Annotated in this window: 12 protein-coding genes; 9 read left to right on the top strand and 3 right to left on the bottom strand. The window is 74.4% G+C overall.

Annotated features, from left to right (window positions below; translation table 11 throughout):
• The first annotated feature begins 118 nt into the window (after window positions 1-118).
• The 5 genes from IO33_RS0104405 (at window position 119) to IO33_RS0104385 (ending at window position 12,761) form a co-directional block, all read left to right on the top strand.
• The gene (locus IO33_RS0104405) at window positions 119-973 is read left to right on the top strand and encodes a DUF4132 domain-containing protein (protein ID WP_031160414.1); all 855 of its coding nucleotides are present in this window, start codon (window positions 119-121) and stop codon (window positions 971-973) included.
• Window positions 970-5,979: a hypothetical protein gene (locus IO33_RS0104400; RefSeq protein ID WP_031160411.1), complete on the top strand. Its 5,010-nt coding sequence runs from the start codon at window positions 970-972 to the stop codon at window positions 5,977-5,979. Before IO33_RS0104405 ends, IO33_RS0104400 begins: the two co-directional genes overlap by 4 nt.
• Before the next feature lie 97 nt (window positions 5,980-6,076).
• Window positions 6,077-7,246 carry an ATP-binding protein gene (locus tag IO33_RS0104395; RefSeq protein WP_031160409.1) on the top strand — a complete coding sequence of 390 codons (1,170 nt, stop codon included), beginning with the start codon at window positions 6,077-6,079 and terminating at the stop codon, window positions 7,244-7,246.
• A gap of 89 nt (window positions 7,247-7,335) precedes the next feature.
• Window positions 7,336-11,046, top strand: coding sequence for a DUF5682 family protein (locus IO33_RS0104390; protein ID WP_031160407.1), 3,711 nt, complete (start codon window positions 7,336-7,338; stop codon window positions 11,044-11,046).
• Window positions 11,043-12,761 carry an SWIM zinc finger family protein gene (locus IO33_RS0104385; RefSeq protein ID WP_031160405.1) on the top strand — a complete coding sequence of 573 codons (1,719 nt, stop codon included), beginning with the start codon at window positions 11,043-11,045 and terminating at the stop codon, window positions 12,759-12,761. Before IO33_RS0104390 ends, IO33_RS0104385 begins: the two co-directional genes overlap by 4 nt.
• A gap of 158 nt (window positions 12,762-12,919) precedes the next feature.
• Here the strand turns inward: IO33_RS0104385 and IO33_RS0104380 are convergent, their stop codons facing one another.
• Together IO33_RS0104380 and IO33_RS0104375 are read right to left on the bottom strand one after the other, a co-directional pair.
• The gene (locus IO33_RS0104380; protein WP_031160403.1) at window positions 12,920-13,123 is read right to left on the bottom strand and encodes a cold-shock protein; all 204 of its coding nucleotides are present in this window, start codon (window positions 13,121-13,123) and stop codon (window positions 12,920-12,922) included.
• A gap of 236 nt (window positions 13,124-13,359) precedes the next feature.
• Window positions 13,360-14,382, bottom strand: coding sequence for a glycoside hydrolase family 3 N-terminal domain-containing protein (locus IO33_RS0104375; protein WP_245235683.1), 1,023 nt, complete (start codon window positions 14,380-14,382; stop codon window positions 13,360-13,362).
• Window positions 14,383-15,553: 1,171 nt separating this feature from the next.
• On the opposite strand from IO33_RS0104375, the gene IO33_RS0104360 reads away from it, so the two are divergent.
• The 3 genes from IO33_RS0104360 to IO33_RS0104350 all read left to right on the top strand — a co-directional run bounded on the left by IO33_RS0104360 (window position 15,554) and on the right by IO33_RS0104350 (window position 17,649).
• Complete coding sequence (locus IO33_RS0104360) at window positions 15,554-16,651, top strand: baeRF2 domain-containing protein (RefSeq protein ID WP_031160398.1); 1,098 nt, start codon at window positions 15,554-15,556, stop codon at window positions 16,649-16,651.
• Between the two features lie 76 nt (window positions 16,652-16,727).
• Window positions 16,728-17,015, top strand: coding sequence for a hypothetical protein (locus IO33_RS0104355; RefSeq protein WP_031160395.1), 288 nt, complete (start codon window positions 16,728-16,730; stop codon window positions 17,013-17,015).
• Window positions 17,005-17,649, top strand: coding sequence for a protein-L-isoaspartate(D-aspartate) O-methyltransferase (locus IO33_RS0104350; RefSeq protein ID WP_031160392.1), 645 nt, complete (start codon window positions 17,005-17,007; stop codon window positions 17,647-17,649). Before IO33_RS0104355 ends, IO33_RS0104350 begins: the two co-directional genes overlap by 11 nt.
• Before the next feature lie 5 nt (window positions 17,650-17,654).
• On the opposite strand, the gene IO33_RS0104345 is transcribed toward IO33_RS0104350, so the two are convergent.
• Window positions 17,655-18,107: a YbhB/YbcL family Raf kinase inhibitor-like protein gene (locus IO33_RS0104345; RefSeq protein ID WP_031160390.1), complete on the bottom strand. Its 453-nt coding sequence runs from the start codon at window positions 18,105-18,107 to the stop codon at window positions 17,655-17,657.
• A gap of 110 nt (window positions 18,108-18,217) precedes the next feature.
• On the opposite strand from IO33_RS0104345, the gene IO33_RS0104340 reads away from it, so the two are divergent.
• Window positions 18,218-18,778 carry a nucleoside-triphosphatase gene (locus tag IO33_RS0104340; protein ID WP_031160388.1) on the top strand — a complete coding sequence of 187 codons (561 nt, stop codon included), beginning with the start codon at window positions 18,218-18,220 and terminating at the stop codon, window positions 18,776-18,778.
• The last annotated feature ends 19 nt before the right edge of the window (window positions 18,779-18,797 follow it).

Raw genomic sequence — 18,797 nt, 5'->3', positions numbered from 1 at the left:
CTCATACAGAACATACAGAACGGTTTTTCCACAACGCCCTCCGGCCTGCGGAGGGCGTTGTCAGTGGCCTGCCCTACAGTTCCCGTCACTTGATCGAATGCGGTGCGGGGAGGCACGTATGGGGTGGGTGTCGGCAGGCGACTACGAGGTCGCCCTGGACGGCGGGAAGGTGGTGTGCCGCAACGCGTCCGGGCGACGGCTGAAGTCGGTGCCACCGAAGATCGCCGATGATCCCGCCGTCGTGGGCCTCAGGCAGCTCGTCGAGTGGCTGGAGCGGCACGAGCGGCAGTGCCTGGCCGATGCCGAGCGGTGGATGGTCCGCTCCCTGCCCGTGCCGCTCGCCGTCGTCACGCGCGTGTGGCCCGACCCGGCCTGGCAGGCGGCGCTGCGCGACCTCGTCGTGACCGGAGCCGACGGTCAGGTCGCCGGATTCCTGCGGGACGCCGATCCCGAGCGCGGCCTGGGCCTGGTCGACCTCGACGGCGACACCGTCCGCATCGCCCCCGCCCTCGTGCACATCCCGCACCCGGTCCTCCTGGAAGACCTGGAGGAGCTGCGGGAGTTCGCCGTCGAACTGGGCGTCGAGCAGCGCGCGCAGCAGCTCTTCCGCGAGGTCTGGCACCGCCCGGCCGCGCTCGACGCCGAGGCGACCGAGGTGGAGGAGTACGCGGGCGGCTCGTTCAAGGAGCTGCGCTTCCTGCACGGCCGGGCCACCCAGCTCGGCTACCGCGTGCGCGGCGGGTATGCCGTGTGTCCCGTCCTGGAGGACGGCCGGGGCGTCGAGGCCCGCGTGTGGGTCGGCGACTACGACGGCTACATGGAGACCGAGACCGGCCCGCTGGTCTGGTCCGACCCGGCGGGGCGGGTGCTGAGGCTCGGTCAGGTCGGGCCGGTGGCCTGGTCGGAGGGCATGCGCATGGCGGCCGCACTGTACGCGGGGCGGGACATCGAGGACGAGGAGCGCGCGGCATGACGTACGACGAGACCACGGCGGCCGCGCTGCTGGACGCCGGCGCCGTCCTGCCCGCGGGCAGCACCGCGCGGGAGGACGCCGACAGCCTCACCGTCCGCAGCTACACGCACCCCGCACTCGACGACCGGAGGGTGGTCCGGCTGGTGCCGGGCACGCTGGGTGAGGCGGAGGACCTGGCCCTGGAGTTCCTGGGCCTCGCCCGCGAGCCGGAGGCCCCGGTGATCGGGCAGGTGCGCCGGGAGACGCTGGGCTTCCCGGCCTGGGCTCTGGTCAACGACCCGGCGAACGGCCATCACGCGCTCGCCCTGGTGAAGGACGTCGAGCGGCTCGCCCGGCAGGCCAAGTCCCGCCCGGGCACCGCCAAGGAGGGCTTCGAGGCGCTCGGCGAGCGGCTGGGCCGGGCCGTGCCGCACTTCCTGCCGACGTTCTACGAACAGGCCGCGCGGGTCTTCCTGGAGCACGAGAACACCACGTACGCCGCCGCGTTCTTCGGCAAGGCCCGTGAGGCCGAGCGGGTGCACGCGCTCGCGGTGGACGAGGAGCGCCAGCGCGCCGTGTTCCTGGAGTTCGCCTTCGCCGGGGCACTGACCGTGAAGGCGCTCAAGGAGCATGTGCGGGACCTCGCCGGGCGGCTCGAACCGGCCACGGCCTGGGCGCAGTTCCGGCAGCTGACGGTGGAGCGCTGTGCGGCCGGGATGCCGCCGTACGCCTCACTGCCGCAGGACGCGCGCGGGCTGCTCAAGGCGGCGGGCCTGCCCCGGGTCACGGAGGAGTGCGCACTGGTCGCCGACCTCCTCGCCTCCCCCGCCGCGGTCCGCGCGCCCCGGTCCTTCTGGACCGCCTACCGCTCGGTGCTGGTCGTCCTCGCCGAGGAGCGGCCGGAGATCCGGCTCCGGCTGCTGGAGATCATGCCCGCCGGTCTCGGGCGGGACGCGGAGGACGAGGAGTTCTGGCTGGCGCTGCTCGCGGAGACCGGGGCCGACCGGCTGCTCACGGACGCCTCCGCGGCAGCCGAGCACGGCGCCGATCCGGCGGACTGGCTGTCCCGCTGGGCCTCCTTCCGCAAGCACGGCGGCTCCTACTCCCGCCGCTGCCCGGCCACGCTGGCGCTGGCCGCCCGCATGGCTCCGGTACTGCGGGACGCCGGCCGTCCGGTGGACCTGTGCACCGGCCGCTGGCACGCCGGCGCGGATCTGGACCTGCTGGACCTGTGCGCGGCCGAGCGCGTCCCGCTGTCGCTGCCGGACGCCGACGTGCCCGTGTATCTGCCGCTGCCCGAGTGGCTGCTGGACACCCGCGCCGGCCGGCGTGACCTGGCGGCCGTCACGGCCGACCCGCGCCTGCGGCGGTTGCTGCACCAGGCGGTGGACAAGGCCGGCGCACATCGGCGCGCCGGTGAACTGCTGACGTCGTTGGCCGCGCATCCGGTCCTCTCCGGGGTGCTGCGCGAGTGGCTGGACGAGGCCGCCGGCGACTTCACGCGCGCGGCGGGCCTGCCCGGCGCCCGCGCGGCGCTCGACCGGCTGCGTCCCTTCCGGGTGATCGCCTCCGAGGTCGCGCCGGACACGGTGGCCCGGGTGGCCGGCCGCGAGGTCGCGCCGCTGCTCGGGCGTACGGTGCGGGCCGGGATCCTCGACGAGCTGGGCTGGCCCGCCCTCGACGAGGCGCTGGCGCTGCTCGACGGTCGGACCAGGAAGGGCGAGGACGACGCGCTGGCCGTCCACGAGGCCTGGCCGGCGCTGGTCCTGTGCCGCCGGCAGAAGGCGGTGGTGGTCGGCCCGGATCGGATCCTGCTCGACCACGACCTGCGCCTGCCCCATGACCTGGACCGCTGGCAGCGCCCCCGCTTCCGGTACGTGGACGGCGAACTGCTCGTGATGTGGCGGCACGGCAGCAAGCAGTACGGCTACTGGTCGGCCCGGCCCGCCGAGGTGTTCGAGCTGGGCGGCGAGCAGCTGCCCTCCTGGTGGTCCGGCCAGGAGACGATCGTCCCGTCGATCCCGCTGGCGGGCGGCGGCCGGGCCACCGGAGGCCGCACCCTGCACGCCGGTGACACGGACCTGCCACCGTGCCGCGCGATCATCGGTGACGGCACCGCCCTGTGGCGTGAGGGCAGGCAGGGCCGGCAGACGGTGTGGCTGGAGTACGACCCGGTCACCGGGACGCACGGCCGCGCGTCCCTGCCCGCGCTGCTGCGCTCGGCGGTCCGTGAGGACGCCGCGCTGCTGCCCGGCGCGTGCGAGGTCCTGCCGCTGCAACCCGGCCTGGAGGGCAGCCCGTTCGGCACCGACGGCACGGTGCTGGGACGCTGGGTGCGCACGGAGGGCGAGGGTGCGGACGAGCGTCGTACGGCCGGGACACCGGACGGGCGGACGGTGTCGGTGGCAAGGGGCGACGGCGACCGGGCGGTCGTACCCTTCGGTGCCCTGCGACTGCCCGGCGGGGCCGAGCCGGTCGTCGTCCGACTGGGCGGCCACAGCGCCCGGTCGGGCGGGCACATCGGCCTCTTCGCCGGTGACGACACCTCTCCCGCCGGTCTGCTGGGCCGGCTGGCGCCGAACGACCGCGGTGGCGAGTACGCGGCCGGCACCCGGCTGGTGCCCCCGCTGCCCTTCTGGCACGCACTGCGCCCACGCGACGAGCAGGGTTCCGCGGTGCTGCGCGCCCTCGCCGACGAGCAGGCCGCGGAGCTGCTGCGGCTCACCGCACAGGCCCTGGCGATCCGTCAGGAGGCGCTGGCGGATGCGGGGTCGGACGAGACGGCGAAGGCCGCGGTACCGACCGCGGACACCGTCGCCTTGAAGGCGGTCGAGCACGTCCTGCCCGAGCTGACCGACGAGCGGCTGCGCAGGGGCGTCGCCGCCCTGGCCCGGTCGGCGCTGCGCATCACCGAGTCGGCCACCGCCTTCGCGACTCCCCCCGAGGAGGGGCCGCGACAGCCGCGCAACCGGACCGAGGGCATGTTCGCCGACTACAGCCCCGTGCACGGCGACGACCGCACCCTGCACGACGCGCTGTCCGGTGTCGTCGGACTGCACGGCTGGTGGTACGGCGAGCGGTGGAGCGTGCTCCGCCAGATCCGCGCGGTGAACCACGTGCTGTCCGGCAGGCCCGCCGACGGCACGCCGCTGCCCGGCCTGGAGCGACTCGGTGCCCTCACGGACGGCTGGACCAGCGAGGAGCACACCGTCCCGGCGATCGGCATGGTGTGGCCACCCGTCCTGGGCGTCCTGCGGGCGCTGGCGTACCGGGCCGCTTCGCCCGCCCTGAGCGACACCCAGCGGGAACCGCTGCTGTTGCTGGCCGAGGCCCTCGCGGAGGGGCCGCTCGTCGCGGCCGACGGCACGCTGCGGGAGCTGGTGCTGAGCGAACCGCAGGAGGGCAAGCAGGCGCAGCGGGCCGGGCAGGTACTGCGCCGGGCCGGGCGCACGGTGGTGATCGTCGGCCAGCAGGGCGTCGACGTCCAGCGGGAGCGCGTCAAGTGGCTGGCGCTGGACCACGATCCGTCCGGCGGGTTCGGGGCCGTCGCGCACTTCACGCTGGAGCAGGAGACGCGGTACGCCCCGACGATCTCCACCGAGGACCTGGCCGCCGTCATCCGTCTCGTCCGTGACAAGGGCGCCGCGCCCTGGCAGCCCTCGGCGCCCGAGGCGCTGGTGGCGGCGACCGGTGGCGCGCTGGGCCCGCTGCAGTCCACCGTGCTGCTCGCCGGACAGCCGCAGGAACCGGAGGCGGAGGCCCTCGCCGTCATCGGACTGAAGCCCCGGCAGCGGGAGTTCGGTGCCGCGTTGCTGCAGGGGCTGGGCGTGGAACGGCGGGCGGCGCTCATGGGCGCGCTGCTGCCGGACGACCCGGCCGCCCTGTGGACGGCGGGACCGGACCTCCAGGCCGCGGGGCGGGTGTGGGCCGAGCGGTTCGGCTCGCTCGTCCGGCTGCCGGAGGACCTCAGCGCCGAACTCGCCGGGATGCGCGCCGGAGGAACCCAGGACGTGCTCAACCCGTCCCGCACCCCCTGGCTGAGCCGCACCACGGTTCTGCGTCCGGACAAGGACGGCAACCTCGTCGCGGAGGACCCCCAGGCGATGCCCAGCGGCCACACCCTGACGGGGGCCGTCGGCGCGCTCTCCGCACTGGCGTACGTCCTGCCGTACGGCCACCCGCTGCGGGCCGCCCTGCCCGAGGGCCTGGCCGCGGTGCGCCGCCGGATGGCAGATCCGGAGCTGCTGCTCGGCCTGGACGTGGAGTTCACGGAGCAGGGCGGCTGCACGGCGGTGGAGCTGCGGAAGGTGTACGGGCTGCCCGCGACGGGCGGTGCCGACGCCTACGGCACGACCCGGGTCGGCGACGCGCTCGCTCTGCGCCCGGGCTACCGCGACACCGAGACGGTCCTGGTCCGACCGGCCGGCCTCACCGGGCCCGACGACGCGGTGTTCGGGCTGCTGGACGGCCTGGTGGGTCCGCAGCGCGGCCACGGACTGCGTGCGCTGCGCACGCTTCTCGGGGAGGAGCTGGGCCGCGCGGTCACGGCCGGCGCCGAGGGCCGCACGGGGTACGCCCAGGATCCGGCCGTCAGCGTGCCCGCGCTCGTCACCGAGGTGGCCGCCGCACACGGGCTGGGCGAGGACGCCGCCGCCCTCTACCTCCAGCTGCTGGCCCTGCCGGATCCGACGGACCGCAACTGCGCCCGCTGGACCGGCTGGAAACCAGCACGCCTGAAGAAGGCCCGCGCCGAGCTGGCCGCCACGGACCTCGTGGTGGAGGCCAAACGGCCGCGCGCCGGGCGGACGCTGTTCCTGCCGTGCGGCTGGCGCGACCTGAAGTCGCCCGCGCTGCCGGCGGAGACCTGGAAGGAGGGGCTGTACCCGATCGCGGACCACCGGCGCGCGATACCGCTGATCCCGGTGCCGGAGCTGTTCACGCGCGCCTGGGACCGCGTCCGCGCGGGCGACGCCCCGGCGTACGAACAGCTGACCACCCGCGCGAACCGCCGGGGACGGCGCCGATGACGTCCACGGTGCCGGTGTCCGCCCACCCCTCCCCTTCGGCCTCCGGCCGCACGCTCGTCCCGCCCTCCCTCCGTACCACGTCGAAGGATCCCCGCCGATGACCACCGCCCTCGCGCCCGACGCGACCCGTCAGATCGTCCCGCCCGAGGACCGGTACGCCATCGAGCTGGCCTTCCTCGCCGCCCACGACTCCGGTCCACGCCCGCCCGCCTGGCGGCTGACGCCCCGGGCCGTCGTCACGTTCGTCATGGGCAGCGGCGGCCGGGCGCTGCGGCTGCCCGACGACGCGGAGGCGCCGCAGGGGGTGCCGCGCCGGCTGGAGATCACCGGCAAGTTCGTCGGGGACCGCGCGCTGGTCGAGCGGTGTGTGGTGACGCTCGCCGGGGAACGGGGCCTGCTGCTCGTCGGCGAGCCCGGTACCGCCAAGTCCATGCTGTCGGAGCTGCTGTCGGCCGCCGTGTGCGGGACCAGCGGCCTGGTCGTGCAGGGGACGGCGGGGACGACCGAGGACCAGCTCAAGTACGGCTGGAACTACGCCCTGTTGCTCGCGCAGGGGCCCAGCCGGCAGGCGCTCGTTCCGTCGCCTGTGCTCACCGCGATGGCCCGGGGGGCGATCGCCCGGGTCGAGGAGGTCACCCGCTGTCTGCCCGAGGTGCAGGACTCCCTGGTGTCGTTGCTCTCCGAGCGGCGGATCGCCGTGCCCGAACTGGCGGGGAGCGAGGACGCGTTGGCGCACGCGGCGCCGGGGTTCAACCTGATCGCCACCGCCAACCTGCGGGACAAGGGCGTCTCCGAGATGTCGGCGGCGCTCAAGCGTCGTTTCAACTTCGAGACGGTCGGTCCCATTGCGGACCTCGACGCCGAGACGGCACTGGTGCGCGGCCAGGCCCGGGCGTCGGTGGAACGGGCGGGCGCGCCCTTCCAGGTGGACGACGCCGTCCTGGAGGCCCTGGTCACCGTCTTCCGCGATCTGCGGGAAGGCCGGTCGGCGGAGGGCTGGGAGGTGGAGCGGCCGTCCACGGTGATGAGCACGGCCGAGGCGGTGTCCGTGGCGGGCGCGCTGGGGCTGGCCGCGGCGTACTTCCCGGGGGACCGGGACGTCCTCGGGCTGCTGCCCGGCCATGTCCTCGGCGTCGTACGCAAGGACGACCCGGCGGACGCGGCGCGGCTGCGCGGCTACTGGGACGGCCCGGTCCGGCGCCGCGCCGAACAGGGTTCGGCCACCTGGCGCACGCTGTGGGAACAGCGCACGGTCCTGGAGGGCTGACGCTCGTGTCCTCCGTCTCCCCCGCCTCCTCAGTCCCCCCGCTCGACGCGTCGGCCGTGGCCCCCTCCGGTCCCGGCGCGGATCCCGGGATGCCGGCCGGTCCCGAGGCCGCCGTGGCGGCCCTGACCGCGCCGGGAATGCCGTACCTGATCGGGGTACGGCACCACGCGCCCTCCCTCGCCGCGGCCGTGCCCGCGCTGCTGGAAGCGGCCCGGCCTGATGTGCTGCTGGTCGAGCTCCCCGCCGACCTGCAGGACTGGCTGCCCTGGCTCGCCCACGAGGAGACCGAGGCTCCCGTCGCTCTCGCCGCCGCGCCGGGGGACGGCGCCGGGGGACCGGCGTTCTATCCCTTCGCCGACTTCTCACCGGAACTGACGGCCGTGCGGTGGGCCGCGCGCCACGGGGTACCGGTGATCGCGTGCGACCTGCCGCTGGCGTACCGGCAGGCAGGGACGGCAGAGCCGGGTGAGCCCGAGATCCAGGTGCAGGCCCGGGTTCCGGCACGGTCCCGGACCCTGGAGCCGGAGGCGGGCGGGGAGGGCGGGGCGGACGATGTCCCGGCGCCACGAACGGCCGAGCGGCGCGGGGCGGACGGTCCCCCGGAAGTGAGGGCCGGCGGGCACGGCGGTGCTTCTGTCGCGACCGGGCTCACCTCGGTGCTGCGCAACCGCCTCACCGGCCGCCCCGGAGACGATCTGTGGGACCGGCTGGTCGAGGCCGCCGCTCCCGGTTCCCCGCCGGAGGCACTGCGCCGCGCCGCCCTGCTGACGGGATGGGCGCTACGCGAGGAGGCGGTGGCCTCGGGCGGGGTGCCGGAGCTGGACCTGCGGCGGGAGCGGTGGATGCGGGCGTGCCTCGCCGCGGCGACGGCGCACGGCGAGCGTGCCGCCGTGCTCGTCGGCGCCTTCCACGGCCCGGCGTTCCTGGCACCGGCCGACGGCGACGCCCCTCCGCCGGCACGGTCCCCCGCCGACCGGAAGGCGCAGCCCGCCGACTCGACGTGGACGACCTCTCTGATCCCCTACGGCTACGCCCTGCTCGACGAACGCTCCGGCTACCCGGCCGGCATCCGTGACCCGGAGTGGCAGCATCTGGTGCTGGAGGCGGCCGGGGACCCCGCCGCACTGGAGGACGCGTTGACGCGGGCCGCGGTGCGTGTGTGCGCGGAGTTGCGGGCGCTCGGGCATCCGTCCGGGCCCGCCGACGCCCGGGAGATCGTCCGACTGGCCGGTGATCTCGCTCGGCTGCGAGGGCTGCCCGCGGCGGGCCGGGGCGAACTGGTCGAGGCCGTGCAGACGGTACTCGCCCAGGGGGAGCCGTACGGGCGCGGACGGGCCGTGGCCCGGGCGATGGAGAGGGTGCTCGTGGGCACGCGCACCGGCCGCCCGGCCCCGGACGCACCGCGCAGCGGCCTGGCTCCGGCGGTGGAGGCGGAGCTCGCCGAGCTGGGGCTGCCCGGCCCGGCGGACTCGGGCCGGGCAGCCGCCCGTGACCTGCGCCTTGACCCGCTCCGCTCGGAACGGGACCGCCGCCGTGAACTGCTGCTGCGGCGCCTCGCCGTGTGCGGCGTGCCGTACGGCGAACCCCAGGCCGTTCTCGGCACGGGCGGTGCCGACGCGCTCACCTCGCGCTGGGAGGTGCGCTGGACTCCGGCCACCGCGGCCATGCTGACCGCGGCCGGTGTGCGTGGAGTCACGTCGGCACAGGCCGCCGAGGGAGTGCTGCGCGAGGGCCGGCGCAGGGAGCGCGAGGAGGGCGGACCGACAGCGGCGCAGACCCTGCGCGGGCTGGAACAGGCGGCGGAGTGCGGCCTGCCCGGGCTCGCGGACGAGCGGCTGGCCGACGCCGCCGAGGTGCTGCCGGGTTCCGGCACACTGCCCGAACTCCTCGCGGGGCTCGCCCTGTCGGACCGGCTGCGGGCGGGACACATCGCCGGGCTCGGCGGTGACGACGACCGTACGGCGCGGGCGTCGGCCGTCGCGGACCTGCTGACCGCCGCCGCGGTGCGTCAGGTCGACGGGCTCACCGGCTCCGAGGACCCGGCCGACGCGCACGCCCTGCTCGAACTCGCCCACCGGGCCGACGCGCTGGGCGGGATACGGCTCACCGACGCGCTCGCCCGGCTGGCGGCCGGCGGATCTCCGCTGATGCGGGGCGCGGCCGGAGCCGTACGTGTGCTGCTGGGGCAGGAGGAGGCCGGGGCGTTCGGCGACCGGGTCGCCTCCTGGGTGGACGGCGCGTGCGATGCCGGGTCCCGGTCGGCGCTCACGGCGCGGCTGACCGGGCTGCTGAGCACGGCCGGGCCGCTGCTGGAGTCGGCGGCACCCGCGCTGGAACCCCTGCTGAACCGGATCGCGGAACTGCCCGACCGGGACTTCCTGGAGCGGCTTCCGGCGCTGCGCGGCGGTTTCGACACGCTCAGCCCGGCCGCCCGCGACCGGCTGCTGGCCACCGTCGAGCAGCGCCTGGGCGGGGAGCGTCCGGACGACACCGGCAGCGTCGATCCCGCGGCCCTGGCCCTGTGGACCCGTGCCGATCTCACGGCCCGCGAGACGCTGGCCGGACTGGGTCTGCTTCCGCCGCCCCGGCCGGCCGGCGCGATCCCCACGCCGCATGCCGGGGATCTCACAGCCTCCGAAGTCCCCACGCCGGCCTGCCCGGGCGGCCACACGGGCGACGGCCAGCAGCTCGTCCCGGCCGACCGCTGGCGCCTGCTGCTCGGCCGCAGAAGCGATGAACTGTCCCCCGCCGCCCGGCCGTTGGCGACCGCACTGGACGAGTTGTACGGCAGCGGACGCGGTGAGGGCAGCCGAGGGGACCTCCCGGGGCAGGGCGGCTCGGGGCCCGGTGGCGGACGTACGGCGCCGTATCCCGGTGTGCGGGAGTGGTCCGAGGAACTGGCCGCGCTGTTCGGGCCGGGCATCCGCGAGGAGGTGCTGGCCGCGGCTGCCGCGGCCGGCCGCCAGGATGTCCTCGCCGAGCTGGACCCGGCCGCCGTACGGCCCTCCGTCGACCTGTTGCGCTCGGTGCTGCGGCACGCCGGCGGTCTGCCGGAGGCCCGGCTGGCCGCACTGCGTCCGCTGGTCCGGCGCCTGGTGGACGCCCTGACCCGGCAGTTGGCGACCCGGCTGCGCCCCGCGCTGCACGGCACCACCCTGCCGCGCCCCGGCCGGCGCCCCGGCGGTGGCCTCGACCTGGCCCGCACGCTCCGGGCGAACCTGGCCACGGCCCGCCGGATGCCGGACGGCACGGTCCGGGTCGTACCCGAACGGCCGGTGTTCCGCAGCCGGGCCCGGCCGTCGGCCGACTGGCGCCTGATCCTGGTCACCGATGTGTCGGGATCCATGGAGGCGTCCACGATCTGGGCGGCGCTCACGGCCTCGGTGCTGGCCGGGGTGCCCACCCTGTCCACGCACTTCCTGGCCTTCTCCACCGAGGTGATCGACCTGACCGGCCATGTCGAGGACCCGCTGTCCCTCCTGCTGGAGGTCAGGATCGGCGGCGGCACCCATGTCGCCGCGGGACTGCGGCACGCACGCACCCTGGTCACCGTGCCCTCGCGCACGCTCGTCGTGGTCGTCAGCGACTTCGAGGAGGGCTATCCGGTGGGCGGACTGCTCGCCGAGGTCCGCGCCCTGGTGGATGCCGGCTGTCAGGTGCTGGGCTGCGCGAGCCTCGACGACACGGGCCGGCCCCGGTATTCGACCGGTGTGGCGGGACAGTTGGTGTCCGCGGGCATGCCGGTGGCCGCTCTCAGCCCGCTCGAACTCGCCCGCTGGGTAGGGGAGAAGATCGCATGAGCCCGCTCCTTCCCCCGGTCGCCCCGGGTGTGACCGCCGAACTCGTCGCGGCCCTGACGCCCCGGCTGCGCAAGCGGCTCGACGGAGGCATCGCCAAGCTCGCGGACCGGCCGGTCGTCCGCGACGGCGACACCGTGCGCATCGCCGTCGACGACGACACCGATCTGGAGCTGCACGCCCCGGACGGCACGGTGAGCAGCGCGGACGCCATCCGCTGCGGCTGTCTGCTGGCCCCGGACTGCCTGCACCGCGCCGCGGCCGCCTCGGCTGCCCCGGTCGCCGAGGACGCCCCTGCCGAGAAGCAGTCGATCAGTTCGGAGGCACCGGCGGGCGCCGCGCCGGAGGAGGCGGAGCCGGAGGCGGCCGGCGCCGAGCAGCGCACCGCCGCGCTCGCGCTGCGCACCGCCGCGGCCGCCGTGCTGGAAGCGGGTGCGGACGGTGCGGGAGCGGTGCTCCAGGCGGAGCTGTTGCGGGCCGCCCACACGGCGCGGCTCGCGGGCCTGCACCGGGCCGCCGCCTCCGCCGTCTCCGTGGTCACGGCCCTGCGCGCGGCCCGCGCCGCCGACCCGGCCTACCGCCTGGCGGACCTGGTCGCCGGCCTGCGTGACGTCCTGTCCGTGGCCCACCGCGTCCCGCACGCCACCGGCGCCGAACTGGCCGCACTGCGCGGCACCGCACGGCAGCCCTACCACCCGGACGGCTCGCTGCGGCTGTACGGCGTGTTCTGCGAACCCGTGCTCACCGCGAGCGGCTACGCGGGTGCCGTCACCTGGACCGCCGACGCCGAGGGCCGGCTGTACCAGGTGTCCGATGTCGCTCCGGGCGGTGCCGGGCGCGCGGTGGGCGCGGCCGACCGGGCGGTCCGGCTCGGCGACACGGCCCTGACCCACCGGGAGCTGTCCCGTGCGGGCCTCGCGGTGTCGGGGGCCACCGTCTCCCCCACCGGGCGGCTCGGAGCGGGCGCCGGAGTGCGGGCGGTCGGGGCGTCCGGTGCCGGCTGGCGCGAGGAACCGCTGGACCGGCTCTGGAGAGTCCCCGTGGCCGAGCAGCTCACGCGTGCGCTGAACGGCGACCACGGTCTGCTGTTCCTGGAGGTCACTCTGCTCGGCACGGTGGCGGAGGCGGCGGGCGACTGTCTGCTCGCCGGATGCGACGGCGCCGTCCTGCGGCTGACGGCCGCACATGACGATCCCGCGCTTCCGCACCGGGACAACCTGCGTCTGCTGTCCGCCGCCCGGGGAACCGGGCTCCGGGTCGTCGCCCGGCTCACCCCCGCCCCGCATCCCCGCGCCCAGCTCCTCGCGACCGAGCATCCGGCGCGGTCCGGCACCCGGGTCGACGTGGGCCTGGACCGGCTCCAGCGCGCGGACCTGCCCACGGCACCCGCCTCCCCGGTGCGTGCGGCGCCGAGTCCCAAGGAGGCGCCGGTCCATCTGCTGCGCCGCCGCGTCCAGCAGGCGGTCTCGGGCGGCCGGCGCGTGCTGTCCTTCCCCGGCGAGACGACCGCCGACGCCCGGCGGCTGAGCCGGTCCGGGCTGGCGACGGCGGGCGGTCTGCTGGAGGAGCTGCACGCGGCGGCGGCGGAGCGCTCCCGCGACGTGTTCGGCCGCCTGCTGCCGGCGGACCCCGTTCGCTTCACCCACGCCTGGCTGGCGGCGGCCCGTTACACGGAGGAGCTGGACCGCGCGCTCTGCCTCGCGGCCTGGTCGGGGTGACGCCCGGGCCGGCTGCGGGCGCGCTAGGGCTGCGACTTGCCGCCGTGCAGCGCCACGGCCTGTGTCCGGGAACCCAAAAGAATATGAACGGAATACAAAGGCAATAAGCAGAGGCCCCGCCGAAAGGCGGGACCTCTGCCATCTCATACGCTTCGGCGTCAGGCGGGAGTGATGTTCTCCGCCTGCGGGCCCTTCTGGCCCTGCGTGACGTCGAAGTTCACCCTCTGACCTTCCTGGAGCTCACGGAAGCCCTGGCCGGCGATGTTCGAGTAGTGGGCGAAGACGTCCGGGCCTCCGCCGTCCTGCTCGATGAAGCCGAAGCCCTTTTCCGCGTTGAACCACTTGACGGTGCCAGTAGCCATGTCACATCTCCTTGGGGGCGGGGACCCACGCCGTGTGAACCCCTGCGTCGCCACAATGAGCCCCGTCCGGACAAGCACCGGAGATACAGAAATGCCCGGCGAAACACGACCGCCCAGACACTTGAAGTTTTCGGGAACTACAACTGCAACTACCTCAATTTTAGCATGGAACACGCAACCGCCCTGCGCGGAAGGTGAAATTTCGAACTCGTACAAGAGCGCATCACCTGGAGGCCTCAGCGGCAGTCGAGCAGCCCCGCGCTGCGCTTGGCGTCGAGTATCCGGCGCACGCTGCCGTTGACCTTGGCCCGGAACGAAGCGTCCTGCCGCATCCGGGTCTGGATGGCCTGTGCCATCGCGGGTACGGTGCTCGGCCGCACCGTGAGGATCATGTCCCCGCCCGCCGCGATGAAGTTCACGGCCCGCTGGGCAGGACTGAAGGACCGTACCGCGACCGCGTTCCCGAGATCGTCCGAGATGACCACGCCCTTGAAGCCGAGTTGGCCGCGCAGCAAGTGATCGATGACCGTCGGTGAGAAGGCCGCCAGGTGCTTGGGGTCGATCTTGGCGTAGGTGGCCGACGAGATCATCACGAAGGGTGACCCGGCCCTGATTCCGGCCCGGAACGGCGTGAGGCTGGAACTGCCCGCGGTCGTCACCGAGTCGACGACGTCGGCGGTGGTGTCGGTGTTGCCGATCACCTGGCCCAGCCCGGGAAAGTGCTTGAGCGTGGTCATCACGCCCGCCTGTGCGAAGCCGGCGGCGAAGGCGCTGGTGTGGGAGGTCACGGTGTCCGCGGTATGGCCGTACTCCCGCTGGAAGGAACCGATGGGGATGTTGCGGGCACCAAGAGCGGCCGGGACCACGTCGGCGACCGGTGCCAGGTTCAGATTGACCCCGGCCGCCTTGAGCTGCTGGGCCCATCCGGCGGCCTGGGTACGCAGCGTCGCGGTAGGCCAGCTGCCCTGGGTCAGCCCGCTGGGGATGGCCGAGAAGCCGGGTCCGTTGAGCACCTGCACCCGGCCGCCCTCCTGGTCGGTCGCGACCAGGAGACCGACCTGCCGGCCGGCGACCCGGTCCGCTTGGCCTCGGAAACCGTCGACGATTCCTCTGGTCGCCGACGTACCGGCGGTGCTGCGGCCGGTCAGCATGACGGATCCGACATGGTTGGCGCGCAGAGTGCCCAGCTGGGCCGGGTCGGGGTGAGCGGCGGCGATTCCGCCCATGAGGAGCTGTCCGGCCAGTTGAGCAGTGGTCATGCCGGACATGTAGCGGTCGGTGCAGGTGGCGGCGGGCGCCGACGGGGCGGTACTCGCGGCGGCCGGGGCGGCTTCGGTGCTGCCACGGCTCGGCGATGCGCTGGCGGCACCCGGATCTCGTGCGCCATGGCTGGCGGCGAGGGATCTGGAGGAGTCGGCTGTTGCCCCGACCGATGCGCCGCAGCCTGTGACGGCGAGTGCCAGAGTGACCAGCGGGACCCCGGTACGCAGGGCTCTGCAGCGGCGCCTCATGGGCTGCTGCCGGACGCGTATGGACATGCTTCTTCTCCCGGCCTGGACGACCCGGGACTGCCGCGTGCTGCGCAGGCGCCTCCGTCACGGCGAGCCCGGCTTGCTGCGTCCATCACACGGTACGTTATTGAGCATTTGTTCGCCCCTTGGCACATGTGGGGGATCTGTGGCGGACCGGTGCGGCGATACGGCGGCGCGTGGCGGACTGACGGACGTGGCTTCTGGACGGCTTCCCCTGGCGGGGCGTGGGCTGGGTGCGGTGCGAGCTGACTGGCCGTCGTCTTGCGGGAGTTCAGATGCCGCCGACGGCCACGGCGTAGTGGTCCGCGGTGGAGCCGGCGAGCCGCTCCACCCGGTGGTTGGGGATGCCGGCGGACGCCACCACTCAGTTCAGCTGACGGCCGTTGTCCTGGGTGGGCAGTCCGGTGTTGTGGACGTGGGCGCCGGGCGGAAGGGCGAGGCGTCCCGGCTCGTTGTTGAAGTCGGCCCCCACGGTCAAGTCGGCCCCCACGGTCCACGACCGGCCGGACGGCGACGCCGTCCTGGCAGGCGCCAGGCGGTGTCGGGCCTGCTTCCTGCACGGCCACTACCTCGGCGGCCTGGATGTAATTACCGACGGTAATCACCTCATGCCTCTTCCGTACGTCGGGTGGCGCGCTGTCGCGCACCGAGCCCCCGGTGATCCAACTCGACTCGAAATGAAGGGAGTTGGAGGCTCTGGAAGTTGGTCTACCGGATCCTGGAGCGGTGCTTCCAGGCGGCCTGCCGGAGAAGGAACGTGGCCTCGTTCACGCTCTCCCGGCCCTCGTGGGCCGGGTGGCTGCGCGCCCCGCGTCCTGCACCGCCCGCACTCGTAGAGTCCATCGCCCCCCAGGGCGCGCATCATCGAAGGAGGGGACACCGTCGACGAGGAGTGGCGATGAGGCTGTCGTTCCTTGAACCCCTCTACGCGGAGCCGGGCCCGTTCGCCTCCGTGTACCTGGACACCTCCCGAAACGTGGAGCATCCCGATCGGGCGATCGCGCTGCGCTGGCACCGGCTGCGCGAGAGTCTGTCCCGTCAGGGCTCGGACCGGGCGCTTCTGAACGTACTGGAGGAGGTGGTCGGCGCCGACACAGACGTGCCGGGGCCGCACGGTCAGGCCATCTTCGCCGCCCACGGCACGCTCGTCATGGACGGGGAGCTGCCCAGGCCCCCCAAGCAGGACTCCGCGCGCTACAGCACCCTGCCGGACGCGATGCCCCTGGTCACCCAGCACGTTCCGGAGATCCCCTACATGGCCGTGGTCGTCCACTACGGCGGCCTTCCGACCGCCGAGACCCACGGCTGGGTGACTGTGGAGGCGGAGACCGGCACCTGGCCCGCGTCCACCGTCACCCCGGGTGAGCGGCTGCACCGCAGGGTCGCGGTGGCGACCTGGCACCGCGCCTCCCTCCGGCTCGGTCACCAGCTGGACGAACGGGCGCGGCGCGCCCATGCCGACGCCGTCGTCGTGGGCGGGGACGAGTGGGCGTGCAACGTACTGATCCGCCGCCTGCCGCACACCCTGCGGGACAAGGCCGTACGCGTGGGCGGCCGGACCCCCACCGACACCGGACGCGCCCTGCTGGAGCCGCAGCTCGACGGCGTCTTCCGCGACCACATGGCCGCGCACGACCGGGAACTCGTGGACATCTTCATCGGCCGGCGTGCCCTGGACGGACCCGTCACGGACGGGCTGGCCGCCACCGTCGCCGCCCTCCAGCGCGGCCAGGTCGCGGCGCTGCTGCTGAACCGACCGCCAGGGTCTTCGCTGCGGCTCTGGGTGGGCTCCCAGCCCACCCAGCTCGCCGTGACCGAGGCGGAGCTGGTGTCCTTCGGCGTGCGGGCCCCGCGCGAGGAACGCGCCGCCGAGGCCCTCGTCCGGGCCCTCGTAGGCACCGGTGCCGAGCTGGTCGTCGTACCGGAGAGCGAGCTGAGACTGGACGAAGGCGTGGGCGCCCTGCTGAGGTACACCGACCCGGGGACCCCGTCCTGACGCCGACGCACTGTGCCTCCCGGATCACAGGTCGCCCGTGGCGTCCGACCGCCCGGGATCGCGCCGCGCGCGGAACATGCCGACACTGGGCTGGAGCGGCAGCGCGGCGTACGAGGGGCGGACGGGGCACATGGACAGGAGCGGGAGCGGCGCGGAGGAGACGGACGTTTCGATCACGCCGCCCGAGAGCTGGGCGGTGGGCCTGCCGGCGGTGGCCGACCCGCTGTGGTGCTCCCTGGAACAGACGACGGTCCGTCGTACGACGCTGACGCCGCTCGGCCTCGACCAGACCAAGGGCTTCGACGGCCTCGGCTGCGCCTGGCCGGAACCAGCCCCCGCTCACCGGCGGTCCGATGGCCCGTGAAGGAACCCCTGAAGACCTGGTTCGCGCGGCCCAGACCGTGGGCGTGACCGACGCCCGTCTCCTGGAGGCCGTACGCAGCGTCCCCCGAGCGGAATTCGTCCCCGCGGACGAGGCGGCATCCGCGTACCGGGACACGCCCGTTCCGCTCCCCCACGGGCAGGTGACCACCCAGCCCTCGCTGATCGCCATGATGGTCTCCGCTCTCGGCCTCACCGGAGACGAACAGGTCCTTGAGGTCGGGACCGGATACGGCTGGCAGACCGCGCTGCTGGCCCGCCTGGCCGCGTACGTCGTCAGCGTCGAGCGCTGGCCCGACCTGGTCGACGAGGCCCGCCTGCGGCTGGCCGGGCAGGGCGTCGGCAATGCCGAGGTCGTACTCGGCGACGGGACCCTGGGGATGCCGGCCCGTGCCCCGTACGACGCCGTCATCGTCTGCGCGGCCTTCCCGCGAGTGCCCGAGCCGCTCGTGGATCAGCTCCGCGCCGGTGGCCGGCTCGTCCAGCCGATCGGGCAGGGCGGCCGGGAGCGCGTCGAGCTGTACGAGCGGCGGGCCCGCGGCCTGGTGCACCGCAGGACGGTCACCGCGGCCCGGTTCGTCCGGCTGTACGGCGCCCATGGCTACGACCAGCGGTGACGCGCTCAGCGCTGGTAGGTCCCGACCAGGGTGCCGGAGGCCAGCTCCCTGCCCCTCAGGGCACGGTGCACGTCCTCGGCGCTCGGGTGGCCGTGCAGCGGCAGCGGCTCGGACAGGGCGTACACGCGGAAGAAGTAGCGGTGCGGCCCGTGCCCCGGCGGAGGCATCGGCCCTCCCCAGCCCACGCGGCCGAAGCCGTTCGGCCAGGGCAGACCTCCCTGGGGTTTCTGGCCCTCCGCCGCCCCGGTGGTCCCCGGATCGATGCCGGTCACCAGCCAGTGCAGGAAGGTCGCCCCCGGCGCGTCCGGGTCCTCACACAGGAGTACCAACTCGGTGGCCTCGTCGGGGACCCCCGACCAGGTCAAGGGCGGTGAGATGTTCTCGCCCTCCCCGCTGTACCGACGGGGGATCACCGTCTGGTCGTCGAACGCGGTGCTGCTGAGTTCAATTCCGCTCATGCGCGCCGCTCTACCCGCAACGGCGGCTCCGGCACCGGTCCGCACCCCAAAACGCCCGCTCGGCCGAGCCCACCCGGGCCGCCTCCGAAAGCGAGGGGGAAGATGGCGGTGTGCCGACGAGGATCCTGATCGAGGGCCGTCCTGGCGCGGGCAAGACGACCGCCCTGCGTCGGCTCGCGGCGCTGCTGCCCACCCACACGGCCGGCGGCTTCACCACGGAGGAGATCCGGCGATGCGGCGCCCGCGTCGGATTCGCCCTGGAGACCCTGGCGGGCCGACGAGAAGTACTCGCCCATGTCGACCTGCCCGGTCCGCCACGGGTGGGGAAGTACGGCGTCGATGCGGACGTGATGGAACGACTGGCGCTGCCGTCGCTTCGGCCGACAGCGACCGACGAGGCAACAGGGAGGCTGGTGCTCATCGACGAGCTGGGGCGGATGGAACTGGCGTGCACGGCGTTCCGGCACGCGGTCGACGCGCTGTTCGTCGCAGAGGTCGACGTCGTCGCCACGGTCCACACGCACCGCGATCCGTTCACCGACGCCCTCAAGCGGCGCACCGACATCGAGGTCATCCAGCTCACCCCGGCAAACCGGGACGTCCTGCCGGGTGAGCTCGCGGCCCGGCTGCGGCAGCCCCGGACCCATGGAAGGCCGCCCTCTCACGGATGAGAGACCGGCCTCCGGCCTG

The sequence above is a fragment of the Streptomyces durhamensis genome, assembly GCF_000725475.1.
Classification (GTDB): Bacteria; Actinomycetota; Actinomycetes; order Streptomycetales; family Streptomycetaceae; genus Streptomyces; species Streptomyces filipinensis.
Note: the sequence above shows the minus strand (reverse complement) of the source record. Positions and strands in the feature narration are given on the sequence as shown.